Origin of the sequence: Pseudomonas sp. MPC6, assembly GCF_006094435.1 — a bacterium.
GTDB lineage: Bacteria > Pseudomonadota > Gammaproteobacteria > Pseudomonadales > Pseudomonadaceae > Aquipseudomonas.
In genome coordinates this window covers 6,753,137-6,777,515 of sequence record NZ_CP034783.1, presented here as the reverse complement: position 1 = coordinate 6,777,515, position 24,379 = coordinate 6,753,137, and the positions used below count along the sequence as shown (strand labels likewise).

Below are 24,379 nucleotides of genomic sequence, written 5' to 3'. Positions count from 1 at the left end.
TCAGGACGCCAGGCTCTTGCGAAACCGCATCAGCGCAATGGTAAAAAACAGCAGACCGATGGTGCTCAGTGCCAGCAAATCCGGCCACACCACACTGATGCCGGCGTCGCGAAACAGTATCGCGGCGCTGAGGCTGACGAAGTGAGTCGATGGCGAGCACTGCATCACCCATTGCAGCCATTGCGGCATGCTGTCGAGTGGCGTACTGCCGCCTGATAGCAGCAACATCGGGATAATCACCGGAATCGCCAACAGGCCGAACTGCGGTGTCGAGCGGGCGAGGGTGGCGAGGAATATTCCCAGCGCCGTGCTGGCGAACAGATAAACCGCTGTCACCAGCAAAAATAAGGTCATGGAGCCGGCCAGCGGCACGCCGAGCGCGCCTTTGACTATCACTTCCAGCGACACCCAGGTGCAGAGCACCACCACCAGCATATTGCTCCAGATTTTTGCCAGCATGATCTCCAGCGCCGTCAGCGGCAGCACCAGCAAATGGTCGAGGGTGCCGTGTTCGCGCTCACGCAGCAGCGCTGTGCCGGTCAGGATGATGGCGAGGATGGTGATGTTGTTGACGATCTGAATCACCGCCAGGAACCAGCCACCCTCCAGGTTGATATTGAACAGCGCTCGCGTCGTCAGCAGCGCGGGGGGCTTGCTCGCCGCATCGCCCTGGCCGCTGTAGGTCAGCAGCTCGCGCTGGAAAATCCGTCCGATGTAACCCGCGCCCATGAAGGCCTGGCTCATGGCCGTGGCGTCGACGTTGACCTGCACCGCCGGTTGGCGGCCGGCCAACAGATCCGCCTGAAAATTTGCCGGAACATTGATCACGAAGGTGTATCGCCCGCTGTCCAGCATTTCGTCCATTTGTTCATAGGGCAGCGACACCGGCGGCTGGAATTCCGGTGGTTGCAGGGCTTGGGCCAGTTGTCGTGACAGGCGGCTGTGATCTTCATCGACCATGGCCACACTGGCGTTGTGCACGCCGATCACGGAGCCCGCGGCCGGCATGTAGATCGCCACGGTAAAGGCGTAGAACAGGAACAGTAGCAACACGCTGTCGTGTCGCAGGCTCGTGAGTTCCTTGAGGCCAAGGCGCAGGATGTGCGCAAGCTTGTGCATCAGACCTCCTGCTTTTTCAGCATGGCCAGGCTAAGCCCGGTGAACGCGAGAAAGAATCCGAACAGTGCCAGGCATTGCGGCCACAACTGCCGGATATCCAGCGCCTTGGTAAAGGTGCCGACGGCGATGTCGAGGAAGTAGCCCGCCGGAAACAGCATCCCCATGACTGCGGCCGCGCCATCAAGGGACGAGCGCGGCACAATCAAGCCGGAAAACTGAATGGTCGGCAGACTGGTGATGATCATGGTACCGAGGATGGCGGCAATCTGGGTTCGGGTGAATGCTGAAATCAACAGACCCATGCTGGTGGTCGCCAGCACGTAGAGCAGCCCGCCGAAAGCCAGGGTCAGTGCGCTGCCCTTGAAGGGCACGCCGAACAGCCAGCGATTCATGGCCGTCAGGACGGCGAGGTTGATCAGGCTGACGGCCAGATACGGCACCTGTTTACCTAACAGGAACTCCAGGCGGGTCAGCGGTGTAGCGTAGAAGTTGGTGATCGAGCCTAACTCCTTCTCCCGCACGATGCCCAGGGCAGTCAGCATGGCCGGGATGAACGCCAGGATCAGCGCCATCACCCCGGGACCGATGGCGTTGACGCTGATGACGTCCTGGTTGTAGCGGAAGCGGGTTTCCAGTTTGGCCGATGCTTGCCGGTTCAGCGCCGGGCTGGACTGCTCGGCCAATTGCTCCAGGTTGGCCAGGTGGACCGCTTCCACATAGTTGCGGCTGGTTTCGGCGCGAAACGGCATGCCGCCATCGAGCCAGGCCGCCACCGTGGGTTGGCGGCCGGCGAACAGGTCTCGGCCGAATCCAGGCGGGATCTCCAGCGCCAGTTTGATTTCCGAGCGTTGTAATCGTCGATGCAACTGCGCCGCATCACTTATGGAGGGTTGCTCATCGAAGTAACGGGAGCCGCGGAAGGCTTCCAGATAAGCCCGGCTTTGCGGGGTCTGGTCCTGGTCGTAAACCGCGAAGGCGAGTTTTTCCACATCCAGGGAAATGCCGTAGCCGAAGATCACCATCATGAGAATCGCCCCGAGCAGGGCGAAGGCCATGCGCACTTTATCGCGCAGCAGCTCCTTGCTTTCACGACTCGCCAGTGCCCGCAGTCGTCCAAAACTGAAGCCGTGATCTTTCATCGGTGTGATCGGTACGAGCGTCGCGTCGACGGACGCTGGCGACGGCGCCGTTGCGATCGGGCCCTGGGCCTGTTCCAGACAGGTGACGAACGCCGCCTCCAGTGTCTGGCCCTTGAACTGCTGTTGCAGGGCTGCCGGGGTGTCGCAGGCCAATACCTTGCCGGCGTGCATCAATGAGATGCGGTCGCAGCGCTGGGCTTCGTTCATGAAATGGGTGGACAGGAAAATCGTCACGCCCTGTTCGCGGGACAGTTCGATCAGCAGCCGCCAGAAATCGTCTCGGGCCGCCGGGTCGACACCGGAAGTCGGTTCGTCAAGGATCAGCACTTCCGGGCGATGCAGCACCGCCACCGCCAGGGACAAGCGTTGGCGCAGGCCAAGCGGCAACGCACCGGAGGGCTGATGGGCAACGCTGCCCAGGTTGAAACGCTGGATCAGCTCGTCGATGCGCTGAGCGCTGTCGGCCTTGGGCAAATCGAACAGTCGCGCGTGCAAGTCCAGGTTCTGCCGGACGCTGAGTTCGCCATACAAAGAGAAACTCTGGGACATGAAACCAACGCGTTTGCGGGTGGCCAGATCCTTGGCGTTCACCGGATTGCCCAGCAACGTGGCACGGCCTTCGCTGGCCGGAATAAGCCCGGTGAGCACTTTCATGGTGGTGGTTTTGCCGCAGCCGTTGGAGCCCAGAAACCCGAAGATTTCGCCGCGGCCGATGGCGAAGCTGACCTTGTCCACAGCCGTGAAATCGCCGAAGCGCAGGGTCAGGTCATGGGCTTCGATGGCGATGTCGGTTGTGGCATTGGTTCGAGGAGGGATCAGTAGCGGCTGGTTGTCATGACCGGTGTCGCCCTGAAAGTGGGTGAAGGCTTCATCAAGTTTGCCACCAGGAGTAACCGTCTCCAGTTCGCGGGTCAAACCGGCGGCGATCAGCTTGCCGTCATCGAGCATCAGGCAGTGTTCGAACTGCTCGGCCTCTTCCATGTACGCGGTGGCGACCAGTAGCGTCAGTTGCGGGCGTTGGCGCCGAACGTCATCAATCAACTCCCAGAAGCGCCGCCGGGACAATGGATCGACGCCAGTGGTCGGTTCATCGAGGATCAATAGGTCCGGTTCATGGATCAGCGCACAACAGAGGCCGAGCTTCTGTTTCATCCCGCCCGATAGCTTGCCGGCTGGGCGCTCGGCAAACCGCAGTAGATCAGTGGCAAGCAACAGACTCTGCATGCGCTGATCGCACTCCGCCCCCGACAGCCCGAACAGTGTGGCGAAGAAGTGAATGTTCTCGCGGATCGAGAGATCAGGGTACAGGTTGCCGCCCAGGCCTTGAGGCATGAACGCGATACGCGAGTAGAGGCTGTTGCGGTGGCGCCGGTCCTGGATCGAGCCACCGAGCACTTCCAGTTGGCCGTCTTGTAATGTCTTCACGCCGGCGATCAATCCCAGCAGGCTGGATTTACCGGCGCCATCCGGACCAATCAACCCGCACCGGGTACCGGCGGGCAGGCTGAATGTGATGTCGGTCAGCGCCTGCTGTTGACCATAACGGTGCTGAAGGCGGGTGGCATGCAGTGCCAGGCCGGTCATTGAAGATTGGCCGGCCAGTCAATAGGAGCGGTGCGCACATAACCATTACCGGGCATCCCCGGTTTGGCCTGGGGCACGGCGCTGGGTTGGGTCAGGTGCAGCTTGACCCGAAACACCAGTTTCTGACGCTCGTCACGGGTCTCGACTTCTTTGGGCGTGAACTGCGATTTGGCCGCCACGAAGCTGATTTTTGCCGGCAACGGCTGACCGGGGAGGGCGTCCAGCAAGATCCGCGCTTCATCGCCGACCGCCAGGCGTCCGGCCACGGATGCTGCAAGATAGAGGTTCATGTATTGGTCGTTCGGGTCAATCAGCAGCAGTACCCGCCCACCGGCGCCGAGCACTTCACCGGGTTCGGCCATGCGAAGCTGAATCACTCCGTCGATGGGGGCCCGAAGGCTGCTGTCGTCAATTTCGCTGGTTAACTGAGCGACTTCTGCCTGCGCTGCGCCAATGCCTGCACCGACCGCGGACACTTGAGCGCGGGCCGCGGCGACGGCCGCGTTGCCAGTGTCGAAGCGCGACTGCTGCTGGTCGATGATCTGGCCACTGGCGAAACCGCGCTTGAACAGTTCCTGGGAGCGTTTGAGCTCTTGATGGGCAAGCAGTTGCTCACTCTGGCGCAGTTGCACATTGGCCTGGGCGGCGGAGAGGTTTTCCCGGGCGCGTATTACTTCGGCTTCAGCCTGCCTGCGCTGGGCTTCAAGGGTGCGGGTGTCCATGCGGGCCAGCAGTTGACCTTTGGTTACTTTGTCGCCTTCGTCCACCAGTACTTCAGCCAGCCGGCCGGGTGTCTTGCTGGCGATCTGCACTTCAGTGGCTTCAAGCCGACCATTGCCGACATACAACCCTTCGGGCAGTCGGTTAAGCGTCGACTTCCAGTAACCGAATCCCCCGGCGGCCAGGAGCAAAGCCCCCAGTAAAAAAGCGAAGAAAAGCGAAGAACGGCTGTGCGTCGACATGTAGGCATCCTGCATCTGTAGCGCCGTAGTCTGACAGGCACGCGCCTGAGCGACTTGATGTCCGTCAACTGAGGGTCAAACCTGACCGATCGGTGAAGTAAGCCAGAGTGACGGGCGGTCCTGCCTTATTTAGCGCAGACCAAGCACCGCCGTCCATTGCTCAGCGGTGACGGGCATCACTGACAGTCGCGAGCCTTTCTGCACCAGTGGCATCTCGGCCAGCGCCGTCTGCTGCTTCAGATAATCCAGCTTCAACACCTTGGAAAACGTCTCCACATGCGCAACATCAATCGCGCTCCAGGCGTTTTTCTCTGCCGTGGCCTTCGGATCGAAGTAATGACTCTCCGGCTCCAGCGCCGTCGGGTCCGGGTACGCGGCTTCGACAATCTTGCCGATTCCGGCAATGCCCGGTTCGGGGCAGCTGGAGTGGTAAAAGAAAAACTCGTCGCCCACCGCCATGGCCCGCAGGAAATTACGTGCCTGGTAGTTGCGAACCCCGTCCCAGCGCGCTTTGCCGAGCTTCTCCAGATCCTTGATCGAGAGTTCGTCGGGCTCGGATTTCATCAGCCAATAGGCCATGGTTTTGCTCCTTGCGAGGTAAGTGGGCAAGTTGTCCGGCAATTTTATGACAAACCGACGGTCGGTTGACGCCAGCGTTTGCGTGTCGGTTCACGTTGTCGCAGAATGCCGCCCTTCTTAGCTAGACGCTGCTGCACGGCCTACAACGGATACCGCTGCTGTCATCGTGTTGATGTGCCTTTGGGAGGCAATCGATGAAACGCAAACCGGATTTACTATGGATTTTGGTGATTTTGTTCGGCCTCGGCGTGGTGACCACCGGCTATGCCCAAAGCCTGTGGAACAATGCTCCTGATGCACCGATCGAGATCGCGCAGCAACAGCAACTGCAACAACAGTCGTCAGCCTTCAAGCGCTGAAGCTGTCCTGCCGACGCCGCTGATCGCAGTGGCGTCTAGCCTGCGTAATACCAGGCCTTGTCCGTAACCGTTCCCTGTAACGGCACATCCCAGCTGGCCTGAGCCAACCGTTCTACCTTCTGACATTCATGGGCCAGGCCCAATAACGTCGGCTTGCGCCAGTTTTTGCGTCGCGCCAGGTACGCCAGGCTGCGATCGTAGAAGCCGCCGCCCATGCCCAGGCGTCCGCCGACATCGTCAAACCCGACCAATGGCAGCAGCACCAGGTCCAGCGCCCAGACTTTGCGTTGTCGGGCGAGGTTATGCCGGGGTTCGAGAATGCGGAAACGATTGGGTTTGAGCTTTTCGCCAGGGCGAACTCGCTGGAACACCATTTTGGTGCGCGGCCAGGCACTGAGCACTGGCAGATAAGTGGCCTTGCCTCGGCGTTGCGCGGCACGCAGCAGCACCCGCGGATCGATTTCACCGTCGGTAGGCAGGTACAGCGAGATGTGTCTGGCGCGCCGGAACAAAGGCTGTTGGGCCAGTTGCTTGTACAGCCCGCGAGCAGCCTGGCGCTGTTGACCGGGGGTCAATGCGCGGCGGGCCTTGCGCAGCATGCGTCGAAGTTGCGGGCGGGGCAGCAGCGCAGGTTCGGTCATGTATTCCGGCTTCGGCAGGGCGAGTACGTAAAGCGTACCCGTAAAAAAGCCGATGCCGGTATTTGAACCGGCATCGGGCTGGAATCAGGCTCCCCGGATGAACCGCTGCTGACTTAGCCCTTGAACCCGAAAGTTCAAGGTGGAAGATGCAGTAGGCTTTAAGGCTTTCCGTCTAGCGGACATGCACACCAGCCCAACGTGCAACCTCCAGGGTAGTGCGAATCGGCTCAGGGACGTGGTCAACTGGCAAGCACCCCAGGGAGTGATGCGAGTATACCTCAAGCGGTGAGACGAATCAGCCCTTGGTGACATCCGGATCGGTGGCGAGCACCAGATCGACACGATCCAGCAGGTCGCGAACCTGCTCCCGGGTCGAGCCGCTGGCCTGCACATCCGGTCGTTCTTCCTTGTGCAGGAGATCGTGGGTGATGTTCAGCGCGGCCATCACGGCGATGCGATCGGCGCCGATGACTTTGCCGCTGCTGCGGATTTCGCGCATCTTGCCGTCCAGGTAGCGGGCGGCGCTCACCAGGTTGCTGCGCTCTTCCTGGGGGCAAATGATCGAATATTCTTTATCGAGGATTTGCACGGTAACGCTATTGCTTGAACTCATGAGTCTTGCTCCAGGGCCTTGAGGCGCGAAATCATCGATTCGACCTTACGCCGGGCGATTTCATTTTTTTCAATGAGGTGCGCGCGTTCCTCGCGCCAGGTCTTTTCCTGAGCTAATAGGAGTCCGTTTTGCCTCTTTAGTTGCTCGACTCGGCTAATTAGCAGCTCGAGCCTGGCCATCAGCGCTTGCAGGTCGTTGTCTTCCATTGTCTTCACTGTCTGATGGGTGTGGGGCTTGCAGAAGCGAGCTTGCTCCGGGCGGCGATCCGACGATGAGTCCGAAAACGCCGCGGGGTGTCAGGTACCCAGCGTTATCGTTGGCGACCTTCGCGAGCAAGCTCGCTCCTACAGGGGTAGTCGATGTAGGATACAAGGCCTTCATTCTAGACATAGCGCCGTCTGGCGCCTAGCTGCCCATGCCCATTCAGAATTCTCCGTACCAAGCCTTCGCCACACTGCTGTCAACCAGCGGCCATCCTGCCTCGCCTGCCGAATTGCATGGCCTGCTGCTCGGCCGCAGTTGCGGCGGTGCCGGGTTCGAAGCCGACAGCTGGTTGGCCGATGCCGCCGAGTTGCTCGAAGGCGAACCGCAAGACAACGTTCGCAATGCCTTGATCGGCCTGCAAGAGATGGTCAAGGGCGAGCTGACCAGCGACGACATGACCGTTGTCCTGCTGCTGCCGTCCGACGACGCCCCGCTCACCGAGCGTGCGGCCGCACTGGGCCAATGGTGCCAGGGCTTCCTGACCGGCTTCGGTCTGACCTATCGCGACAACGCCCTGAGCCCTGAAGCCACCGAAGTGCTGCAGGATCTGGCGGCCATCGCCCAGGTGCAAGACGCCCTGGAAGAGTCCGACGACGGCGAGAGCGATTACATGGAAGTCATGGAATACCTGCGCGTCGCGCCGCTGCTGCTGTTCACCGAGACCAAAAAGCCGGACGCACCGGCTGCCGCCAAACCGTCGTTGCACTAATCGCGAGCCAGGAATAGCCATCTGCCCATGATTCATATCCCGAAATCGGAATACAGCCGTCGCCGCAAGGCCCTGATGGCGCAGATGGTACCCAACAGCATCGCCATCCTGCCCGCCGCCGCGGTAGCCATCCGCAACCGCGACGTCGAGCACGTCTACCGTCAGGACAGCGATTTCCAGTACCTCAGCGGTTTCCCCGAGCCGCAGGCCGTCATTGTGCTGATGCCCGGTCGCGAACATGGCGAATACGTGTTGTTCTGCCGTGAACGCAATGCCGAACGAGAGTTGTGGGACGGCCTGCGTGCCGGCCAGGAAGGCGCGATCCGCGACTTCGGCGCCGACGACGCCTTTCCCATCACCGACATCGACGACATTCTGCCGGGCCTGATCGAAGGGCGCGACCGGGTGTATTCGGCCATGGGCAGCAACCCGGAATTCGATCGGCACCTGATGGACTGGATCAACGTGATCCGCTCTAAAGCGCACCTCGGCGCCCAGCCGCCGAACGAATTCGTTGCCCTGGATCATCTGCTGCACGACATGCGCCTGTATAAATCGGCGGCAGAAGTGAAGGTGATGCGCGAGGCCGCTCGAATTTCCGGCCAGGCCCACATCCGCGCGATGCAGGCCAGCCGGGCCGGGCTGCATGAGTTCAGCCTCGAAGCCGAGCTTGATTACGAGTTCCGCAAGGGCGGGGCGAAAATGCCGGCCTACGGTTCGATCGTCGCCTCGGGGCGCAACAGTTGCATCCTGCATTACCAGCAGAATGATGCGGTGCTCAAGGACGGTGACCTGGTGCTGATCGATGCCGGCTGCGAGATCGATTGCTACGCCAGCGACATCACCCGCACCTGGCCGGTCAACGGCAAGTATTCACCCGAGCAGAAGGCGATCTACGAGTTGGTGCTGGCGGCTCAGGAAGCCGCCTTTGCCGAGATCGCCCCGGACAAACACTGGAACCAGGCTCACGAAGCCACGGTGCGGGTAATTACCGCCGGGTTGGTGAAGCTGGGCCTGTTGCAAGGTGACGTCGATGAATTGATCGCCGGCGAAGCCCATAAGGCGTTTTACATGCACCGCGCCGGTCACTGGTTGGGCATGGATGTGCACGACGTCGGCGAGTACAAGGTCGGCGGCGAATGGCGCGTGCTGGAAGTCGGCATGGCGCTGACCGTGGAACCGGGCATCTACATTGCCCCGGACAACCAGAACGTAGCGAAAAAATGGCGCGGCATTGGCGTGCGCATCGAGGACGATGTAGTGGTCACCAAAACCGGCTGTGAAATCCTGACCCATGGCGTGCCGAAAACGGTCGCCGAGATCGAGGCCTTGATGGCCGCCGCGCGGACACAAGCGGCATGAGTCGAGTCAATCTGGCAATCATCGGTGGCGGCCTGGTCGGCGCCAGCCTGGCGTTGGCCTTGCAGGCCGGGGCCAAGGCCCGTGGCTGGAAGATCGTGCTGATCGAACCCTTTGCTCCGGGCGACACCTACCAGCCGAGCTACGATGCGCGTTCTTCGGCGCTGTCGTACGGCGCTCGGCAGATTTATCAACGGCTGGGCGCGTGGCAGGAAATTTCCCGTCGGGCCGAGCCGATCAAGCAGATCCACGTCTCCGACCGTGGACGTTTCTCCACCGCGCGCCTGTCGGCGATGGAAGAGGGCGTACCGGCGCTGGGCTATGTGGTGGAAAACGCCTGGCTCGGCCAATGCCTCTGGCAAGGCCTGGACAAGGACGTGATCAGCTGGCGGTGTCCGGCGGAGGTCACGCGCATGGAGCCGTTGACCGATGGCTACCGCCTGGTCCTCAACGATGAAACCACCCTGGAATGCGACCTTGCGGTGCTCGCTGATGGCGGCCGTTCCGGTCTGCGCGAGCAATTGGGCATCGGCATCAAGACCCGTCCCTATCACCAGAGCGCGCTGATCGCCAACGTCACGCCGAGTGAAGCGCACAACGGCACGGCCTTCGAGCGCTTCACCGATGAGGGGCCGATGGCGTTGTTGCCATTGCCGGACAACCGCTGCGCGTTGATCTGGACCCGTCTGGGCATGGACGCGCAACGGCTGGCGGCGCTTGATGAGCGAAGTTTCCTCAGCGAGTTGCAGGGTGTGTTCGGTTATCGTCTCGGGACCTTGAAGCAGGTCGGGGTACGGCATCTGTATCCGCTGTCTTTGATCGAGGCCGAAGAGCAGGTGCGTCCGCATCTGGCGATTCTGGGCAATGCCGCTCACAGCCTGCACCCGATCGCAGGGCAAGGTTTCAATTTGTCCCTGCGCGATGCCCAGGCATTGGCCGATGCGCTGCTGGGCAGCGAAAACCCGCCCGGCGACTTCGCCACCCTGCAAGCCTACCGCGAACGCCAGCGTCTGGATCAGAGCCTGACCGTGGGCTTCTCCGATCAGGTCACCCGCCTGTTCGGCAGCACCCAGCCGCTGGTTTCCCTGGGCCGCAATATCGGCCTGCTCGGTCTCGATCTGCTGCCACCGGCCAAGCGCTGGTTCGCGCGGCAGGCCATGGGGCTGGGTACGCGCCCCGATGTTTAAGCAGTTGCAACTCGATATTCACGACGGCTGCGGCACTCTGGTGGCGCGGGCCGAGAAAACCCTTTACGTGCGGCTCAAGCCGCAAGCGAGACAGGCTTAAAGCATGGAAATGCGCGCAGATCTGCTGATTGTCGGGGCCGGAATGGTCGGCAGCGCCCTGGCGCTGGCGTTGCAGGACAGCGGGCTGGAAGTCTTGCTGCTGGATGGCAGCCCGATGACCGTCAAACCCTTTGACGCACAGGCTCCGTTCGAGCCGCGGGTGAGTGCGCTGTCGATCGCCAGCCAGCGGATTCTCGATCGCCTGGGCGTCTGGGATGGCATCGTCGATCGGCGCAGCAGTCCCTACACCGATATGCATGTCTGGGACGGCAGCGGTACCGGACAGATCCATTTCTCGGCGACCAGCGTGCATGCCGAGGTACTCGGGCATATCGTCGAGAACCGCGTGGTGCAGGATGCCTTGCTCGACCGTTTGCACGACTGCGATCTGGGGATGCTGGCCAATGCGCGTCTGGAGCAGATGCGCCGCTCCGGCGACGACTGGCTGCTGACCCTGGCCGATGGCCGCACCTTGCGCGCGCCGTTGGTCATTGCCGCCGATGGTGCCAACTCGGCAGTGCGGCGCCTGGCCGGCTTGGCGACCCGTGAGTGGGATTACCTGCACCACGCGATCGTGACCAGCGTGCGCAGCACCGAACCTCATCGAATGACCGCCTGGCAGCGTTTCACCGATGACGGTCCATTGGCCTTTCTGCCGCTGGAGCGTGACGGCCGGCAGGACTGGTGTTCGATCGTCTGGTCGACCACGCCGAGCGAAGCAGAACGCCTGATGGCGCTGGACGACGCCGGTTTCTGCAAGGAACTGGAGCGCGCCTTCGAAGGTCGGCTGGGTACCGTGCTCAGCGCCGATCCGCGCCTGTGCGTGCCGCTGCGTCAGCGCCATGCCAAGCGCTACGTGGCTGAAGGCCTGGCGTTGATCGGCGATGCGGCTCACACCATTCATCCTTTGGCCGGGCAGGGGGTGAACCTCGGTTTCCTCGATGCCGCCGTGCTGGCCGAGGTGCTGTTGCAGGCGGCTGGCCGTGGCGAGCGATTGGCGGATGTGAAAGTGCTCAGTCGTTACGAGCGTCGGCGCATGCCGCATAACCTGGCGTTGATGGCGGCGATGGAAGGCTTTGAACGGTTATTCCAGGCTGACCCGCTGCCGGTGCGCTGGTTGCGTAATGCCGGGTTGAAAATGGTTGATCAGATGCCGGAGGCCAAGGCGTTGTTTGTGCGTGAGGCATTGGGGTTGATTGGGGATCTGCCGGCGCTGGCCAAGGCCTGACATCTTAATCGATGCTGATGGCCCCTTCGCGGGCACATCCACCACACATTTCAAACTGTGCAACATCTGGTAACTCCTCTACCAACTGTTCGATTGAGAAGGCAAATGTGTGTCCTTATCATTTAGACTCATTTTTTCAATCGAGAGATCGCGCCCATGTTGGCACCCAAGCGTCTACTGACCGCACTGGCCCTGGCCCTGATCGGCAGCACCCTTGCCCAGGCCGCCGACGAGGTGGTGGTCTACTCCTCGCGAATCGATGAGCTGATCAAGCCGGTATTCGATGCGTACACCGCAAAAACCGGCGTGCAGGTGAAGTTCATCACCGACAAGGAAGCGCCGCTGATGCAGCGGATCAAGGCCGAGGGCGAGAACGCCACCGCCGACCTGCTGCTGACCGTCGATGCCGGCAACCTGTGGCAGGCCGAGCAGATGGGCATCCTGCAACCCTTCACCTCGAAAACCATCGACGCCAACATCCCGCTGCAGTATCGCTCCTCCGCCCATGCCTGGACCGGCCTGAGCCTGCGGGCGCGGACCATCGCCTACTCCACCGATCGCGTGAAGCCCGGCGAGCTGACCACCTACGAAGGCCTGGCCGACAAGAATTGGGAAGGTCGCCTGTGCCTGCGCACGGCGAAGAAGGTCTACAACCAGTCCCTGACCGCCACCATGATCGAAGTCCACGGTGCCGAAAAAACCGAGAAGATCCTCAAGGGCTGGGTCAACAACCTGTCCACCGACGTGTTCTCCGATGACATTGCGGTGCTGGAAGCGATCAACGCGGGCCAGTGTGACGTCGGCATCGTCAACACCTACTACTACGGCCGCCTGCACAAGCAGAAGCCTGACCTGGCGGTGAAGCTGTTCTGGCCAAACCAGGGCGACCGTGGCGTGCACGTCAACCTGTCGGGCATCGGCCTGACCAAACATGCTCCGCACCCGGAAGCGGCCAAGGCCCTGGTCGAGTGGATGACCACGCCTGAAGCGCAGAAGATCTTCGCCGACGTGAACCAGGAATTCCCGGCCAATCCTGCCGTGCAACCCTCCGCTGAAGTGGCGAGCTGGGGCAAGTTCGTCGCCGATACCTTGCCGGTGGAAATTGCCGGCAAGCGTCAGGCTGAAGCGATTCGGATGATGGATCGGGCAGGCTGGAACTGAGTTTTTAACGTTAAAGATCAAAAGATCGCAGCCTTCGGCAGCTCCTACAGGGTGAACACCCTCCCAATGTAGGAGCCGCCGGAGGCTGCGATCTTTTTGCGTTTTCCCTACACTTCACGATTTCCTTGCGAGAGACCTTCCTTGGCCCACCCCGCCCAACGCCGCTGGTATCCCCTGGTCTTCGCCATCGCTGCGCTGGTCCTGCTGCCCCTCAGCGTCTTGCTGTTGTCATGGCAAACCATCGACCAACAGATCTGGTCCCACCTCTGGGATACCCAGATGTCGCGCCTGCTCGGCAACACCCTGACATTGGTCCTCGGCGTCGGTGTCGGCGTAACGGTCCTGGGTGTGAGCCTGGCCTGGCTCACCAGCCTCTGCGAATTCCCCGGGCGGCGATGGCTGGACTGGGCCTTGATGCTGCCGTTCGCGATTCCCGCTTATGTGTTGGCATTCGTTTTTGTGGGTTTGCTGGATTTTGCAGGCCCGGTGCAAACCCTGCTGCGCGAATGGTTCGGCAGTGGCATCAGATGGCCGCGAGTGCGCTCCACCGGCGGAGTGATTGTGGTGCTGGTGCTGGTTTTCTATCCCTATGTGTACCTGTTGGCGCGGACCGCGTTCCTGGCCCAGGGCAAAGGCTTGATGGAAGCGGCACGGGTCCTGGGGCAATCGCCGTGGCAGGCGTTCTGGCGGGTGGCCTTGCCGATGGCGCGCCCAGCCATCGGTGCGGGCGTGGCATTGGCGCTGATGGAAACCCTGGCCGATTTCGGCGCCGTGTCGGTGTTCAACTTCGACACGTTCACCACCGCCATCTACAAAACCTGGTACGGCTTCTTCAGCCTCTCGACTGCCGCGCAACTGGCCAGCCTGCTGTTGCTGGTGGTGATGGTCGTGTTGTACGGCGAGCGTCGCGCCCGCGGGGCGAATCGGGCGAGTAACGAGCGACCTCGGATCAAGGCGTTGTATCACCTGCATGGCTTCAAAGCGCTGGCCGCCATGAGTTGGTGCGGCCTGGTCTTCGCCTGTGCCTTCGTGATTCCGATGCTGCAACTGGTGGTGTGGTTCTGGCAGCGCGGGCGCTTCGATCTGGATGAGCGTTACGCCGGGCTGATCGTCCATACCTTGTACCTGGGTGGCATGGCGGCGCTGATCACCGTCGGTGTTGCCCTGGTGCTGGCGTTTGCCCGCAGGCTGGCGCCGACCCGGGCGATACGTTCCGGTGTCAGCCTGGCCAACCTCGGCTACGCCTTGCCCGGTTCGGTGCTGGCCGTGTCGATCATGCTGGCGTTCAGTTACCTGGATCGCGAGCTGGTGATCCCGTTTTCGAACTGGCTCGGTGGCGCCGGTAAACCCTTGCTGCTTGGCAGTCTGTCGGCCTTATTGCTGGCCTATCTGGTGCGGTTCATCGCCGTCGCCTACGGGCCGCTGGAAAGCAGCCTGGCGCGAATACGGCCATCTTTGCCCGAAGCGGCGCGCAGCCTTGGCGTGAGCGGGCCAAGACTGTTTTTCAAAGTGTATCTACCGTTATTGCTGCCTGGCACCTTGAGCGCCGCGTTGCTGGTGTTCGTCGACGTGCTCAAGGAAATGCCTGCGACCCTGCTGATGCGCCCGTTTGGCTGGGACACGCTGGCGGTGCGCATCTTCGAAATGACCAGCGAAGGGGAGTGGGCGAGGGCGTCGTTGCCGGCACTGACACTGGTCCTGGTCGGCTTGTTACCGGTCATCGGATTGATCAGACGTTCGGCGCATCAAAACAGCTAGGTGCCAGTCCTACACCTTGAAGCTACAATGCGCGGCATTCGGTGCGGTCCGTCCTACAGACCTGGTAGCTGAAATCGGCTGAAAGCCTTTTATTTCAAGGCGTTCACCCCGTGCAGCGCCGGCCCGCACCTTCGCCACGCCCGGAAGGAGAAACCCATGGGACAGCGTACGCCTCTGTATGACCTTCATCTCGCCCTCGGCGCGAAGATGGTCGATTTTGGCGGTTGGGATATGCCTTTGCATTACGGCTCGCAGGTCGAGGAGCACCATCAGGTGCGCCGCGATTGCGGGGTTTTCGATGTATCCCACATGACCGTGATCGATGTCGGCGGCCCCCAGGCGAAGGCCTGGCTCCAGCATTTGCTGGCCAATGACGTCGAGCGTCTGCACAGCCCTGGCCGTGCCTTGTACAGCACCATGCTCAATGAGCGCGGGGGCATCGTCGACGACATGATCGTCTATCGCCTCGACGACGATTATCGGCTGGTGGTCAACGCCTCCACCCGTAATCAGGACCTGGCCTGGATGCAGGCCCACCTCGGCGACTACGACGTGCAACTCAATGAGCGCTCGGAGTTGGCGATGCTGGCCATTCAAGGTCCCCAGGCCCGGCAGAAAATCGCGGAACTGGTGACTCAGTCCCGCGGCAATCTGATCCAGCTGCTCAAGCCTTTCGAAGGCCAGCCCGACGGCGACTGGTTTATCGCGCGCACCGGTTACACCGGTGAAGACGGTCTGGAAATCATTCTGCCGGCCGACCAGGCCCCGGGATTCTTCAACGATCTGGTGGGGGCGGGCATTTCCCCGATCGGCCTCGGCGCACGGGACACCTTGCGTGTCGAAGCGGGCATGAACCTTTACGGTCAGGACATTCATCAAGACGTTTCACCGCTGGCCTCCAACATGGCCTGGAGCATTGCCTGGGAGCCGGCCACACGTCAGTTCATCGGTCGCACTGCCCTGGAAGCCGAGCGGGCCGGTGGGGTACAACATAAACTGGTCGGTCTGGTCCTTGAGGAGCGTGGGGTTTTGCGCGCTCATCAGGTGGTTCGCATCGCCAATGTTGGCGAAGGGGAGATCACCAGTGGTAGTTTCTCTCCTACGCTAAGCAAGTCGATAGCACTGGCGCGCGTGCCAATGGCAACTGCCGACCGCGCTGAAGTGGAAATCCGTGGCAAGTGGTACCCGGTTCGAGTGGTCAAACCGACCTTCGTACGCCATGGCAAAACCTTGATCTAACCTTTTCTGGCGGGCAACGACCGCTGACATTTTTCTTGAGGACACAGAATATGAGCGATATCCCTGCCGACCTGCGTTTTGCCGAAAGTCACGAATGGGCCCGCCTGGAAGCCGATGGCACCCTCACCGTGGGCATCAGCGATCACGCTCAGGAAGCCTTGGGCGATGTGGTGTTCGTTGAGCTGACCGAAGTCGGCACAGTCTTCGCTGCCGGTGATCAATCCGGCGTGGTGGAGTCGGTCAAAGCCGCTTCCGATATCTATTCTCCGGTGGCCGGTGAAGTGATCGCGATCAACGAAGAGCTGAGCGCTAACCCGGAGTTGCTCAACTCCGATCCGTACGGCGCGTGGATCTTCAAGCTCAAGCCAAGCAACGCCGCTGACCTGGACAAGCTGCTCGATGCGGCTGGCTACAAGGCTGCCATTGGCGAATAAGCCTTAAGCGTCATCCCCAAAGCCCCGACTCGTCGGGGCTTTTTATTATCTGCCGGATTTCCCCTTGTAGGAGCGAGCTTGCTCGCGATGGACCTGAGAACACCGCGGGGTGTCAGGCTTCAAGCACTATCGTTAACGACCATCGCGAGCAAGCTCGCTCCTACAGGACAGGGTTCACTGTCGGTATCGGCTGCTATGCTGGTTTGACCGTGTTGCATCGACGTTGAGCGCCAGTCAAGAGAGAGCCCGTCATGTCCCAGTTGCCGTCCTTGAGCCAGTTACGCGACCCCAATGCCTTTCTTCGCCGCCACCTCGGGCCCGATGCCGCCGAGCAGCAGGCCATGCTCGACAGCCTCGGCCTCGGCAGCCGGGTCGAGTTGATCGAGCAGACGGTGCCACCGGGAATCCGCCTGAACCGCGCGCTGGACCTGCCCCCCGCCCTCGACGAAGAAGCCGCGCTGGCCAAGCTTCGCGGTTACGCCGAGCAGAATCAGGTCTGGACCAGCCTGATCGGCATGGGCTACCACGCCACTCTCACCCCGCCTGTCATTGTGCGCAACGTGCTGGAAAATCCCGGCTGGTACACCGCCTACACACCCTATCAACCGGAGATCGCCCAAGGGCGGCTCGAAGCGCTGCTCAACTTCCAGCAATTGACCATCGACCTTACGGGGCTGGAACTGGCCAACGCCTCGCTGCTGGACGAAGCCACTGCAGCGGCGGAAGCCATGGCACTGGCCAAGCGTGTCGCCAAGTCCAGGAGCAATCTGTTCTTCGTTGACGAAAACTGTCATCCGCAGACGATTTCCGTGGTGCAGACCCGTGCCGAAGGCTTCGGTTTCGAGCTGGTCATCGACGCTGTGGATAACTTGAAACAGCACCAGGTGTTCGGCGCGCTGCTGCAATACCCCGATACCCATGGCGAGATCCGCGATCTGCGCCCCTTGATCGATCACCTGCATGCCCAGCAGGCCCTGGCCTGCGTCGCCACCGATCTGCTGAGCCTGCTGTTGCTGACACCGCCAGGGGAATTGGGCGCCGACGTGGTGTTCGGCTCATCCCAGCGTTTCGGCGTGCCCATGGGTTACGGCGGGCCCCACGCGGCGTTTTTTGCCAGTCGCGATGAGTACAAGCGGGCGATTCCCGGGCGGATCATCGGCGTGTCCAAAGATGCTCGCGGCAACGTCGCTTTGCGCATGGCCCTGCAAACCCGCGAGCAACACATCCGCCGGGAGAAGGCCAACTCGAACATCTGCACCGCCCAGGTACTGCTGGCCAACATCGCCAGTTTCTACGCGGTCTACCACGGCCCGGAAGGGCTGAAGCGGATTGCACAGCGGGTTCATCGGCTGACCTGCATCCTCGCCGAGGGCCTGGCGCGACATGGCATCACCCGCCTCAACCAGCATTTTTTCGACACACTGACCCTGGAGGTCGGTGGCACTCAGACTGCAATTATCGAAAGTGCCCGGGCAGTGCAGATCAACTTGCGCATTCTCGGGCGTGGGCAGTTGGGGCTGAGTCTCGACGAAACCTCTGACGAGCGCACCGTGGCGAAACTGTTCGATGTATTTCTCGGTGCCGATCATGGGCTCGACGTCGACGATCTGGACGCCGAAACCCTGGCTTGCGGCATTCCCGACGGGCTGTTGCGGACTTCGCCTTATTTACGCCACCCGGTGTTCAGCGCACACCACAGCGAAACGGAAATGCTGCGTTACCTCAAACAATTGGAAAACAAGGACCTGGCGCTCAATCAATCGATGATCCCGCTCGGCTCCTGCACCATGAAACTCAATGCCACCAGCGAGATGATCCCCATCACCTGGCCACAATTCGCCAACCTGCACCCCTTTGTGCCGAAAGAACAGGCGGTGGGTTATTCGCTGATGATCGAGGAGCTGGAACGCTGGCTCTGTGCGATCACCGGTTTCGATGCGATCTGCATGCAACCCAACTCCGGCGCCCAGGGCGAGTACGCCGGGTTGCTGGCGATCCGCAAGTATCACGCGAGCCGCGATCAAGGCGCGCGGGATATCTGCCTGATCCCGTCCTCGGCCCACGGTACCAACCCGGCGTCGGCGCAAATGGCCGGGATGCGGGTGGTGATCGTCGAGTGCGACGAGGCGGGTAACGTTGATCTGGATGACCTGAAACAAAAGGCCGCTGCCGCCTCGGACAAACTCGCTTGCCTGATGGCGACTTACCCTTCGACCCACGGCGTGTACGAGGAGGGCATCAGTGAAATCTGTGAAGTGATCCACAGCCACGGCGGCCAGGTGTACATGGATGGCGCCAACCTCAATGCACAGGTCGGGCTCGCCCGGCCGGCGGACATTGGCGCCGATGTGTCCCACATGAACCTGCACAAGACCTTCTGCATTCCTCACGGTGGCGGCGGCCCGGGCATGGGGCCGATCGGCGTGCGCGCTCATCTGGCGCCGTTCGTCGCCAATCACCCGGTGGTACCGATCGAAGGGCCGCTGCCGGAGAACGGCGCCGTCAGCGCGGCGCCCTGGGGCAGCGCGAGCATTCTGCCGATCAGCTGGATGTACATCGCCATGATGGGCCCGCAACTGGCGGACGCCAGCGAGGTGGCGATCCTCGCCGCGAATTACCTCGCACAGCATTTGTCCGGCGCTTTTCCGGTGCTCTATACCGGACGTAACGAACGGGTGGCCCACGAATGCATCCTCGACCTGCGACCGCTCAAAGCGTTGACCGGAATCAGTGAAGAGGACGTGGCCAAGCGCTTGATGGATTACGGCTTCCACGCGCCAACCATGTCGTTTCCGGTGCCGGGGACGCTGATGGTCGAACCGACCGAGAGTGAATCGAAGGCCGAGCTGGACCGTTTTATCGGGGCGATGCTGAGCATCCGCGCGGAAATCACCGAGGTGCAGAACGGCAACTGGTCGGCCGAAGACAATCCGCTGAAACGTTCGCCGCACACCTTGGCCGACATCACCGGGGTGTGGGAGCGGCCCTACAGCATCGAGCAGGCGGTGACGCCGGATGCGCACACCAAGGCGCACAAGTATTGGCCGGTGGTAAATCGGGTGGACAATGTTTACGGCGATCGGAATCTGTTTTGCGCGTGTGTGCCGGTAGACGAATACCGCTGAAACACACAAAAAACCCCTGTAGGAGCTGGCTTGCCAGCGAAGGAGTGTCAGTCGACATCAATGTGGCTGACCCACCTTCGCTGGCAAGCCAGCTCCTACAGGGGGCATTTTTTGTTCAGCAGTACAGCTTATTCCGACGCGACCGCATTCTTCGCCAGAATCGCATTGGCCAATTCCATGTCCGTGGCCTGCAGGCCCGGGTTGTCGGCGCGGACCTTCTGCATCGCCGCTTCCAGGTACGGGCCGCGGATGCCGCCGTCACTGGCAACGAAGCTGCCGGCATCGTCCTGGGCGGCAACGATCAACTTGTGATCCTTGAAGGTCAGGTAAGTCGAGCCGGTGGTCGCACCGGAGGAGATGACGTTACGCCAAAAGCTGTCGGCCATCGCCGAACCTACAGGAAGGGACAGCAAGGCGATGGTAGCGACAGCAAGTTTGAGACGCATATTGGGTGACTCCACTGGGTTAACTGGCGGATTTGATTGCCAAATACCCTGTCGAGTTCCATGACGCCCTTTTTCCTCCCGGTTATTTCTGTTCACTCTGCGGCGTTACCCGCAGCACTTCCTCGATCGTGGTCAAACCTGCCGCGACTTTCTGTGCCCCCGACAGCCGCAAACTGCGCATGCCTTCCTTGAATGCCTGGCGCCGTACCGCCATCAGATCGGTGTCGGGGTTGATCAGCGCCTTGACCCCGTCCGTCAGCTGCATGATTTCGTAGACCCCGGCTCGCCCGCGGTAACCGGTGTCGCGGCACTCCAGGCAGCCGATGGCGCGTTGGGCGTTGCCGGGTAATGGCGCTTGCCAGGGTCTGGTCAGGGTTTGCCAGTCTTCTTCACCTAATGTCAGCGGCGCCTTGCAGTGCGGGCACAAGGTGCGGACCAGCCGCTGGGCCATGACGCCGAGCACGGTGGCCTTGATCAGGTAATGGGGCACGCCGAGTTCCAGCAGACGGCTGATGGCGCTGGGTGCGTCGTTGGTGTGCAAGGTCGAGAGCACCAGGTGACCGGTCAGGGCTGCCTGGATCGCCATTTCCGCGGTTTCCAGATCGCGGATCTCGCCGATCATGATGATGTCCGGGTCCTGGCGCATCAGCGCACGCACCCCGGCGGCGAACGTCAGGTCGATGTTGTGCTGGACCTGCATCTGGTTGAACGCCGGCTCGACCATCTCGATCGGGTCTTCGATGGTGCAGAGGTTGACCTCCGGCGTCGCCAGTTTCTTGAGCGTGGTGTAGAGCGTGGTGGTTTTGCCCGAACCGGTCGGCCCGGTCACCAGAATGATGCCGTTGGGCTGGCTCGTCATGTCCTGCCAGCGGCGCAGGTCTTCGCTTGAAAACCCGAGCTGATCGAAATCCTTGAGCAACACTTCCGGGTCAAATATCCGCATGACCATTTTTTCGCCAAACGCGGTCGGCAACGTCGATAGCCGCAGCTCGACTTCGCCGCCGTCCGGGGTCTTGGTTTTTACCCGGCCGTCCTGGGGTTTGCGTTTTTCCGCGACATTCATTCGCCCCAGGCTCTTCAGGCGGCTGACGATGGCCATGGTCACCTGCGGCGGGAACTGATAGACGTTGTGCAGCACGCCGTCGATGCGAAACCGCACGGTGCCTTGCTCGCGCCGGGGTTCGATGTGGATATCGCTGGCCCGCTGCTGGAACGCGTACTGGAACAGCCAGTCGACGATGTTGACGATGTGCGCATCGTTGGCGTCCGGCTCCTGGTCGCTGGCGCCGAGGTTGAGCAACTGTTCGAAGTTGCCCAGGGTGCTCGTTTGCTGGTCGGCATTGGTCGCGCCGCTGACCGATTTGGCCAGGCGGAAGAACTCCACGCTGAAGCGCTGGATGTCCACCGGATTGGCCACCACGCGCTTGATAGGCAGTTTCAACACGTGGGTCAGGTCCGCTTCCCAGCCGTTGACGTAGGGCTGGGCGCTGGCCACGGTCACCGCGTCTCGGTCGATGGAGACGGCGAGAATCTTGTGGCGCTGGGCGAAGGCATAGGACATCAGCGGAGTAATGGCCGCGACGTTGATTTTCAGCGGATCGATGCGCAAGTAAGGCTGGCCTGCCTGCTGCGACAGCCACAGGGTCAGGCTTTCCAGATCCAGGTGTTTGCCGGGACGGCTGAGGTCTTCCAGGTGCTGGCTGGCGATGAATTCCAACGGGTGCATCTGGCCATGGGTGGCGTGACGGCGTCGGGCATTGAGCGCGTGCTCGGCCGAATCCTGGCTGATAAAGCCTTGGGCAACCAACTCGCGCAGTAACTCATTGAGATCCAGCCAGCGGTCCTGAATGACAAGTTGAACGGACATGCGGGCTCCTCGTGAACAACAGTTCGCAAAGGATAGTCGCGGACCCGCAGACCGTTGGGCCACTACCCGACGAAGCCGTGTCAGGTTTTTTCAGCCCGCCGCCTGCGCTGCTTGGCCCCACGCAGAATCAGCCGCTTGCAGATCCACCGAGCAGATGCTGATCAGGTTACGCAGTTTTTCCGCGATCACCTGGGCCCGGTGCCAACTCAGGCCGTCCATGACGATGTCGATCGACAGCAGGTCGTCCCGGCGCTGCACGTTGACCTGTTGCGGCGTCAGGCATTGCAAGGCGAACAGGTTGAGCGCCCGGCACAGCAGATCCGGCTCGGCTTCGGCCAGCATTTGATAGTGCACGCGGCAGTGAGCGTTGCTGATGTTCCAGACATCGGCACGGTTGGGCGGGGTGGATACAGCTTCCAGATGCGGCATGGTCGGACTCCAAAATCACTGGAGAAATTTTTACATTCGCTGCCCGGCATTTCTTATCTATGATTGGGCTTATAAGCAATTTATCGAATCATTCAATTCGTAGAGATATCAATCCTGGGTTTATCTATGCACAGCCAGTTGGACAGCTACGACCGCAAGATTCTCGCGTTGCTGCAAGAGGACGCTTCACTGTCCAGCGCGCAGATCGCCGAACAGGTGGGCCTTTCGCAGTCGCCGTGCTGGCGGCGGATTCAGCGCATGAAGGAGGAGGGGATCATCCGCGCTCAGGTCACCTTGCTCGATCGCAAGAAGATCGGTCTCAATACGCAGATCTTTGCCGAAATCAAACTCAACGCCCACGGGCGTTCGAACTTCACCGGGTTCACCGAGGCGATTCGTGGGTTTCCCGAAGTGCTGGAGTGTTATGTGCTGATGGGGTCGGTGGATTTCATGCTGCGGATCGTCACGGCGGATATCGAGGCGTATGAGCGCTTCTTCTTCGAGAAGTTGTCGATGGTGCCGGGGATTCAGGAGGTCAATTCGATTGTGGCGCTGTCGGAGATCAAGTCCACCACGAGTTTGCCGGTCTAGGGTTTTGTGGTGAATTGGCGGGCCTCTTCGCTGGCAAGCCAGTTCCTACAGGATTTCGGCGATCCCTTGTAGGGCCTGGCTTGCCAGCGAAGGCGGTCTTACATGCGCAGCAGCATTTTCCAGGCACGATTCTGATACACCGCAATCGCCTGCTGCTTACGCGCATCCAGCGATTCATCGGTGATCGGCTCGTTAGCCAGCAGTGCAAGCTGTTTCAGCTCGCCATACAGGCGATCCATTTCCGGGATGTCCAGCACATGACGGGCATGGTGCAGCCAGGCCTGGATGCGCTCGATACGCGGCAGTTGTTCGGCCAGATCTTCTGGCTGCTGCTGATAACGCTGCAATTGCAACGAGGTGGCTTCTTCGCCCAGCAGGCGCGGCAACCAGCTACCCAGCTGCGCAGCGCCCTGGCGATTGCCACGCACGTTGCGATCGGTCGTCCAGGTGCGGGCCAGCAACCAGCGCGAGGTGTTCAGGGAGAACAGGCCCCAACGCGGGTCTTCCAGTTCTTCGAGAAATTGCTCCGGGGCTGCCTTGCGCACGTCTTCGTCGTCCAGACCGGCTTGTACCAGCGGACGCCAGTCTTCGAGCAAGGCGTCCAGCGCGATCCGCAGATCGTGCGTCGACTGACGCGGAGCGGCCTGACCCAGGCTGCTCAGCAGCGCGCGCAGTTCCGCGAGGTTCTCGACCCAGTCCTGCAACAGGCGCCAGTGACCATTGAAGCGATACTGCTCGGCCAGGCGCTGGCTGCTGCCGAGCAAGTGCCAGCTGAGCGCGGCAAACGCGTCGTCCAGCGGGGTTTCGGCGCTGATCTGCGGTGCCGGCAGGCTCAGCGAATAGCTGTGGGCGTCGTACAGGCGATAACCGCGCTCGGCCTTGCTGATGTCACATGGCATCAGCGGCAGGGTCGCGGCCAGTTCGGCGGCCAGTTCCAGCAACGCGGACGGATCGCCTTCGCGCAGCTCCAGCTCCAGCTCGCAGATTTCTTCTTTCTGCTTGCCGACGATGACGTGGCCCAAATCCAGCGCGGCTTCGATGACCACTTTGGTCTTGCCGCGGCCCCAGGCGATTTCAGCGCGTTCGCGAACGAAGTCGGTGGTGAAGATCGGCTTCAGGGTTTTCTTGTCCAGCTCGGCCAGCGCTTCAGGCCAGCATTCGCCGTCGAGTTTCTTCACGTCGAGCTTGGCTTTGGGCAGGTTCCAGTCGTATTCATTACGCTCGGACAGGCCGGCAATGCTCTGGCCACGGGTCTTGAGGGTCTGGATCACTTCTTCGCCATCGCGGCGCAGGCGCAGGGCAACCTTGGCGCGGGCCAGGTCGCGCTCAGGCGTGTCGAAGTACTGGTTCATCAGTTCACGGCGTTCCCAGCCACTTTTGTTGCGTTTTTTCAGGAGCGGGTGCTCGCGCAACGCGGCGAGGGTTTCGCGGCTGACGCGGAGTTTGATTTCGGTTTCTTTCTGCATGGCCGGAAAATCCAGGATCGG

General features: G+C 61.3%; 22 protein-coding genes, 1 other RNA gene and 1 pseudogene. 12 read left to right on the top strand and 12 right to left on the bottom strand.

Going from position 1 to position 24,379, the window contains the following annotated elements:
- The 4 genes from ELQ88_RS33705 to ELQ88_RS33690 all read right to left on the bottom strand — a co-directional run bounded on the left by ELQ88_RS33705 (position 1) and on the right by ELQ88_RS33690 (position 5,383).
- A complete protein-coding gene (locus ELQ88_RS33705; protein WP_138969451.1) occupies positions 1 to 1,119 on the bottom strand; it encodes an ABC transporter permease in 1,119 nt (372 codons plus the stop codon).
- Positions 1,119 to 3,842 carry a ribosome-associated ATPase/putative transporter RbbA gene (rbbA, locus tag ELQ88_RS33700; protein WP_138969450.1) on the bottom strand — a complete coding sequence of 908 codons (2,724 nt, stop codon included), beginning with the start codon at positions 3,840 to 3,842 and terminating at the stop codon, positions 1,119 to 1,121. Before rbbA ends, ELQ88_RS33705 begins: the two co-directional genes overlap by 1 nt.
- On the bottom strand, positions 3,839 to 4,804 hold the full coding sequence (locus ELQ88_RS33695; RefSeq protein WP_138969449.1) for an efflux RND transporter periplasmic adaptor subunit: 966 nt from the start codon (positions 4,802 to 4,804) through the stop codon (positions 3,839 to 3,841). Before ELQ88_RS33695 ends, rbbA begins: the two co-directional genes overlap by 4 nt.
- 129 nt (positions 4,805 to 4,933) lie before the next feature.
- Entirely contained in the window at positions 4,934 to 5,383 is a 450-nt protein-coding gene (locus ELQ88_RS33690; protein WP_128872593.1) for an EVE domain-containing protein, read from the bottom strand.
- 194 nt (positions 5,384 to 5,577) lie between these two features.
- Here ELQ88_RS33690 and ELQ88_RS34410 point away from each other — a divergent pair, with 194 nt between their 5' ends.
- Entirely contained in the window at positions 5,578 to 5,742 is a 165-nt protein-coding gene (locus tag ELQ88_RS34410; protein ID WP_168187393.1) for a hypothetical protein, read from the top strand.
- Between the two features lie 35 nt (positions 5,743 to 5,777).
- Here ELQ88_RS34410 and ELQ88_RS33685 read toward each other — a convergent pair whose 3' ends face one another.
- From ELQ88_RS33685 to ELQ88_RS33670, 4 genes are all read right to left on the bottom strand, one after another.
- Positions 5,778 to 6,383, bottom strand: coding sequence for a 5-formyltetrahydrofolate cyclo-ligase (locus ELQ88_RS33685; RefSeq protein WP_128872594.1), 606 nt, complete (start codon positions 6,381 to 6,383; stop codon positions 5,778 to 5,780).
- Positions 6,384 to 6,469: 86 nt separating this feature from the next.
- Positions 6,470 to 6,648, bottom strand: a non-coding RNA gene (gene ssrS / locus ELQ88_RS33680) — 6S RNA.
- A gap of 30 nt (positions 6,649 to 6,678) precedes the next feature.
- Positions 6,679 to 6,996 carry a cell division protein ZapA gene (locus ELQ88_RS33675; protein ID WP_007942435.1) on the bottom strand — a complete coding sequence of 106 codons (318 nt, stop codon included), beginning with the start codon at positions 6,994 to 6,996 and terminating at the stop codon, positions 6,679 to 6,681.
- Positions 6,993 to 7,202, bottom strand: coding sequence for a TIGR02449 family protein (locus ELQ88_RS33670; RefSeq protein WP_138969448.1), 210 nt, complete (start codon positions 7,200 to 7,202; stop codon positions 6,993 to 6,995). Before ELQ88_RS33670 ends, ELQ88_RS33675 begins: the two co-directional genes overlap by 4 nt.
- Before the next feature lie 209 nt (positions 7,203 to 7,411).
- Here ELQ88_RS33670 and ELQ88_RS33660 point away from each other — a divergent pair, with 209 nt between their 5' ends.
- The 10 genes and pseudogenes from ELQ88_RS33660 to gcvP all read left to right on the top strand — a co-directional run bounded on the left by ELQ88_RS33660 (position 7,412) and on the right by gcvP (position 19,559).
- On the top strand, positions 7,412 to 7,969 hold the full coding sequence (locus ELQ88_RS33660; RefSeq protein ID WP_128872597.1) for a YecA family protein: 558 nt from the start codon (positions 7,412 to 7,414) through the stop codon (positions 7,967 to 7,969).
- Between the two features lie 27 nt (positions 7,970 to 7,996).
- Entirely contained in the window at positions 7,997 to 9,331 is a 1,335-nt protein-coding gene (gene pepP / locus ELQ88_RS33655) for a Xaa-Pro aminopeptidase (RefSeq protein ID WP_138969447.1), read from the top strand.
- Entirely contained in the window at positions 9,328 to 10,515 is a 1,188-nt protein-coding gene (gene ubiH / locus ELQ88_RS33650) for a 2-octaprenyl-6-methoxyphenyl hydroxylase (RefSeq protein WP_138969446.1), read from the top strand. The genes pepP and ubiH overlap by 4 nt, the downstream gene beginning before the upstream one ends.
- Position 10,516: 1 nt before the next feature.
- Positions 10,517 to 10,615: pseudogene (locus tag ELQ88_RS34425) on the top strand (tetrameric acyl-CoA thioesterase); the annotation flags it as partial.
- A 9-nt stretch (positions 10,616 to 10,624) separates the two neighbouring features.
- Positions 10,625 to 11,842 carry a 2-octaprenyl-3-methyl-6-methoxy-1,4-benzoquinol hydroxylase gene (locus ELQ88_RS33640; RefSeq protein WP_178084780.1) on the top strand — a complete coding sequence of 406 codons (1,218 nt, stop codon included), beginning with the start codon at positions 10,625 to 10,627 and terminating at the stop codon, positions 11,840 to 11,842.
- A gap of 156 nt (positions 11,843 to 11,998) precedes the next feature.
- The gene (locus ELQ88_RS33635) at positions 11,999 to 13,003 is read left to right on the top strand and encodes an extracellular solute-binding protein (RefSeq protein ID WP_138969444.1); all 1,005 of its coding nucleotides are present in this window, start codon (positions 11,999 to 12,001) and stop codon (positions 13,001 to 13,003) included.
- 141 nt (positions 13,004 to 13,144) lie between these two features.
- The gene (locus tag ELQ88_RS33630) at positions 13,145 to 14,761 is read left to right on the top strand and encodes an iron ABC transporter permease (protein WP_138969443.1); all 1,617 of its coding nucleotides are present in this window, start codon (positions 13,145 to 13,147) and stop codon (positions 14,759 to 14,761) included.
- A gap of 156 nt (positions 14,762 to 14,917) precedes the next feature.
- Entirely contained in the window at positions 14,918 to 16,000 is a 1,083-nt protein-coding gene (gcvT, locus tag ELQ88_RS33625; RefSeq protein WP_128872602.1) for a glycine cleavage system aminomethyltransferase GcvT, read from the top strand.
- 50 nt (positions 16,001 to 16,050) lie between these two features.
- The gene (gcvH, locus tag ELQ88_RS33620; protein WP_138969442.1) at positions 16,051 to 16,434 is read left to right on the top strand and encodes a glycine cleavage system protein GcvH; all 384 of its coding nucleotides are present in this window, start codon (positions 16,051 to 16,053) and stop codon (positions 16,432 to 16,434) included.
- 251 nt (positions 16,435 to 16,685) lie between these two features.
- On the top strand, positions 16,686 to 19,559 hold the full coding sequence (gene gcvP / locus ELQ88_RS33615) for an aminomethyl-transferring glycine dehydrogenase (protein ID WP_138969441.1): 2,874 nt from the start codon (positions 16,686 to 16,688) through the stop codon (positions 19,557 to 19,559).
- Between the two features lie 128 nt (positions 19,560 to 19,687).
- Here the strand turns inward: gcvP and ELQ88_RS33610 are convergent, their stop codons facing one another.
- From ELQ88_RS33610 to ELQ88_RS33600, 3 genes are all read right to left on the bottom strand, one after another.
- The gene (locus ELQ88_RS33610) at positions 19,688 to 20,005 is read right to left on the bottom strand and encodes a DUF2388 domain-containing protein (RefSeq protein ID WP_010466645.1); all 318 of its coding nucleotides are present in this window, start codon (positions 20,003 to 20,005) and stop codon (positions 19,688 to 19,690) included.
- Positions 20,006 to 20,087: 82 nt separating this feature from the next.
- A complete protein-coding gene (locus ELQ88_RS33605; protein ID WP_138969440.1) occupies positions 20,088 to 21,872 on the bottom strand; it encodes a GspE/PulE family protein in 1,785 nt (594 codons plus the stop codon).
- 90 nt (positions 21,873 to 21,962) lie between these two features.
- Positions 21,963 to 22,301, bottom strand: coding sequence for a hypothetical protein (locus tag ELQ88_RS33600; protein WP_128870557.1), 339 nt, complete (start codon positions 22,299 to 22,301; stop codon positions 21,963 to 21,965).
- 126 nt (positions 22,302 to 22,427) lie between these two features.
- Here ELQ88_RS33600 and ELQ88_RS33595 point away from each other — a divergent pair, with 126 nt between their 5' ends.
- Positions 22,428 to 22,892, top strand: coding sequence for an Lrp/AsnC family transcriptional regulator (locus ELQ88_RS33595; protein WP_128870558.1), 465 nt, complete (start codon positions 22,428 to 22,430; stop codon positions 22,890 to 22,892).
- A 98-nt stretch (positions 22,893 to 22,990) separates the two neighbouring features.
- Here ELQ88_RS33595 and ELQ88_RS33590 read toward each other — a convergent pair whose 3' ends face one another.
- On the bottom strand, positions 22,991 to 24,358 hold the full coding sequence (locus ELQ88_RS33590) for a CYTH domain-containing protein (protein WP_128870559.1): 1,368 nt from the start codon (positions 24,356 to 24,358) through the stop codon (positions 22,991 to 22,993).
- Between the last annotated feature and the right edge of the window lie 21 nt (positions 24,359 to 24,379).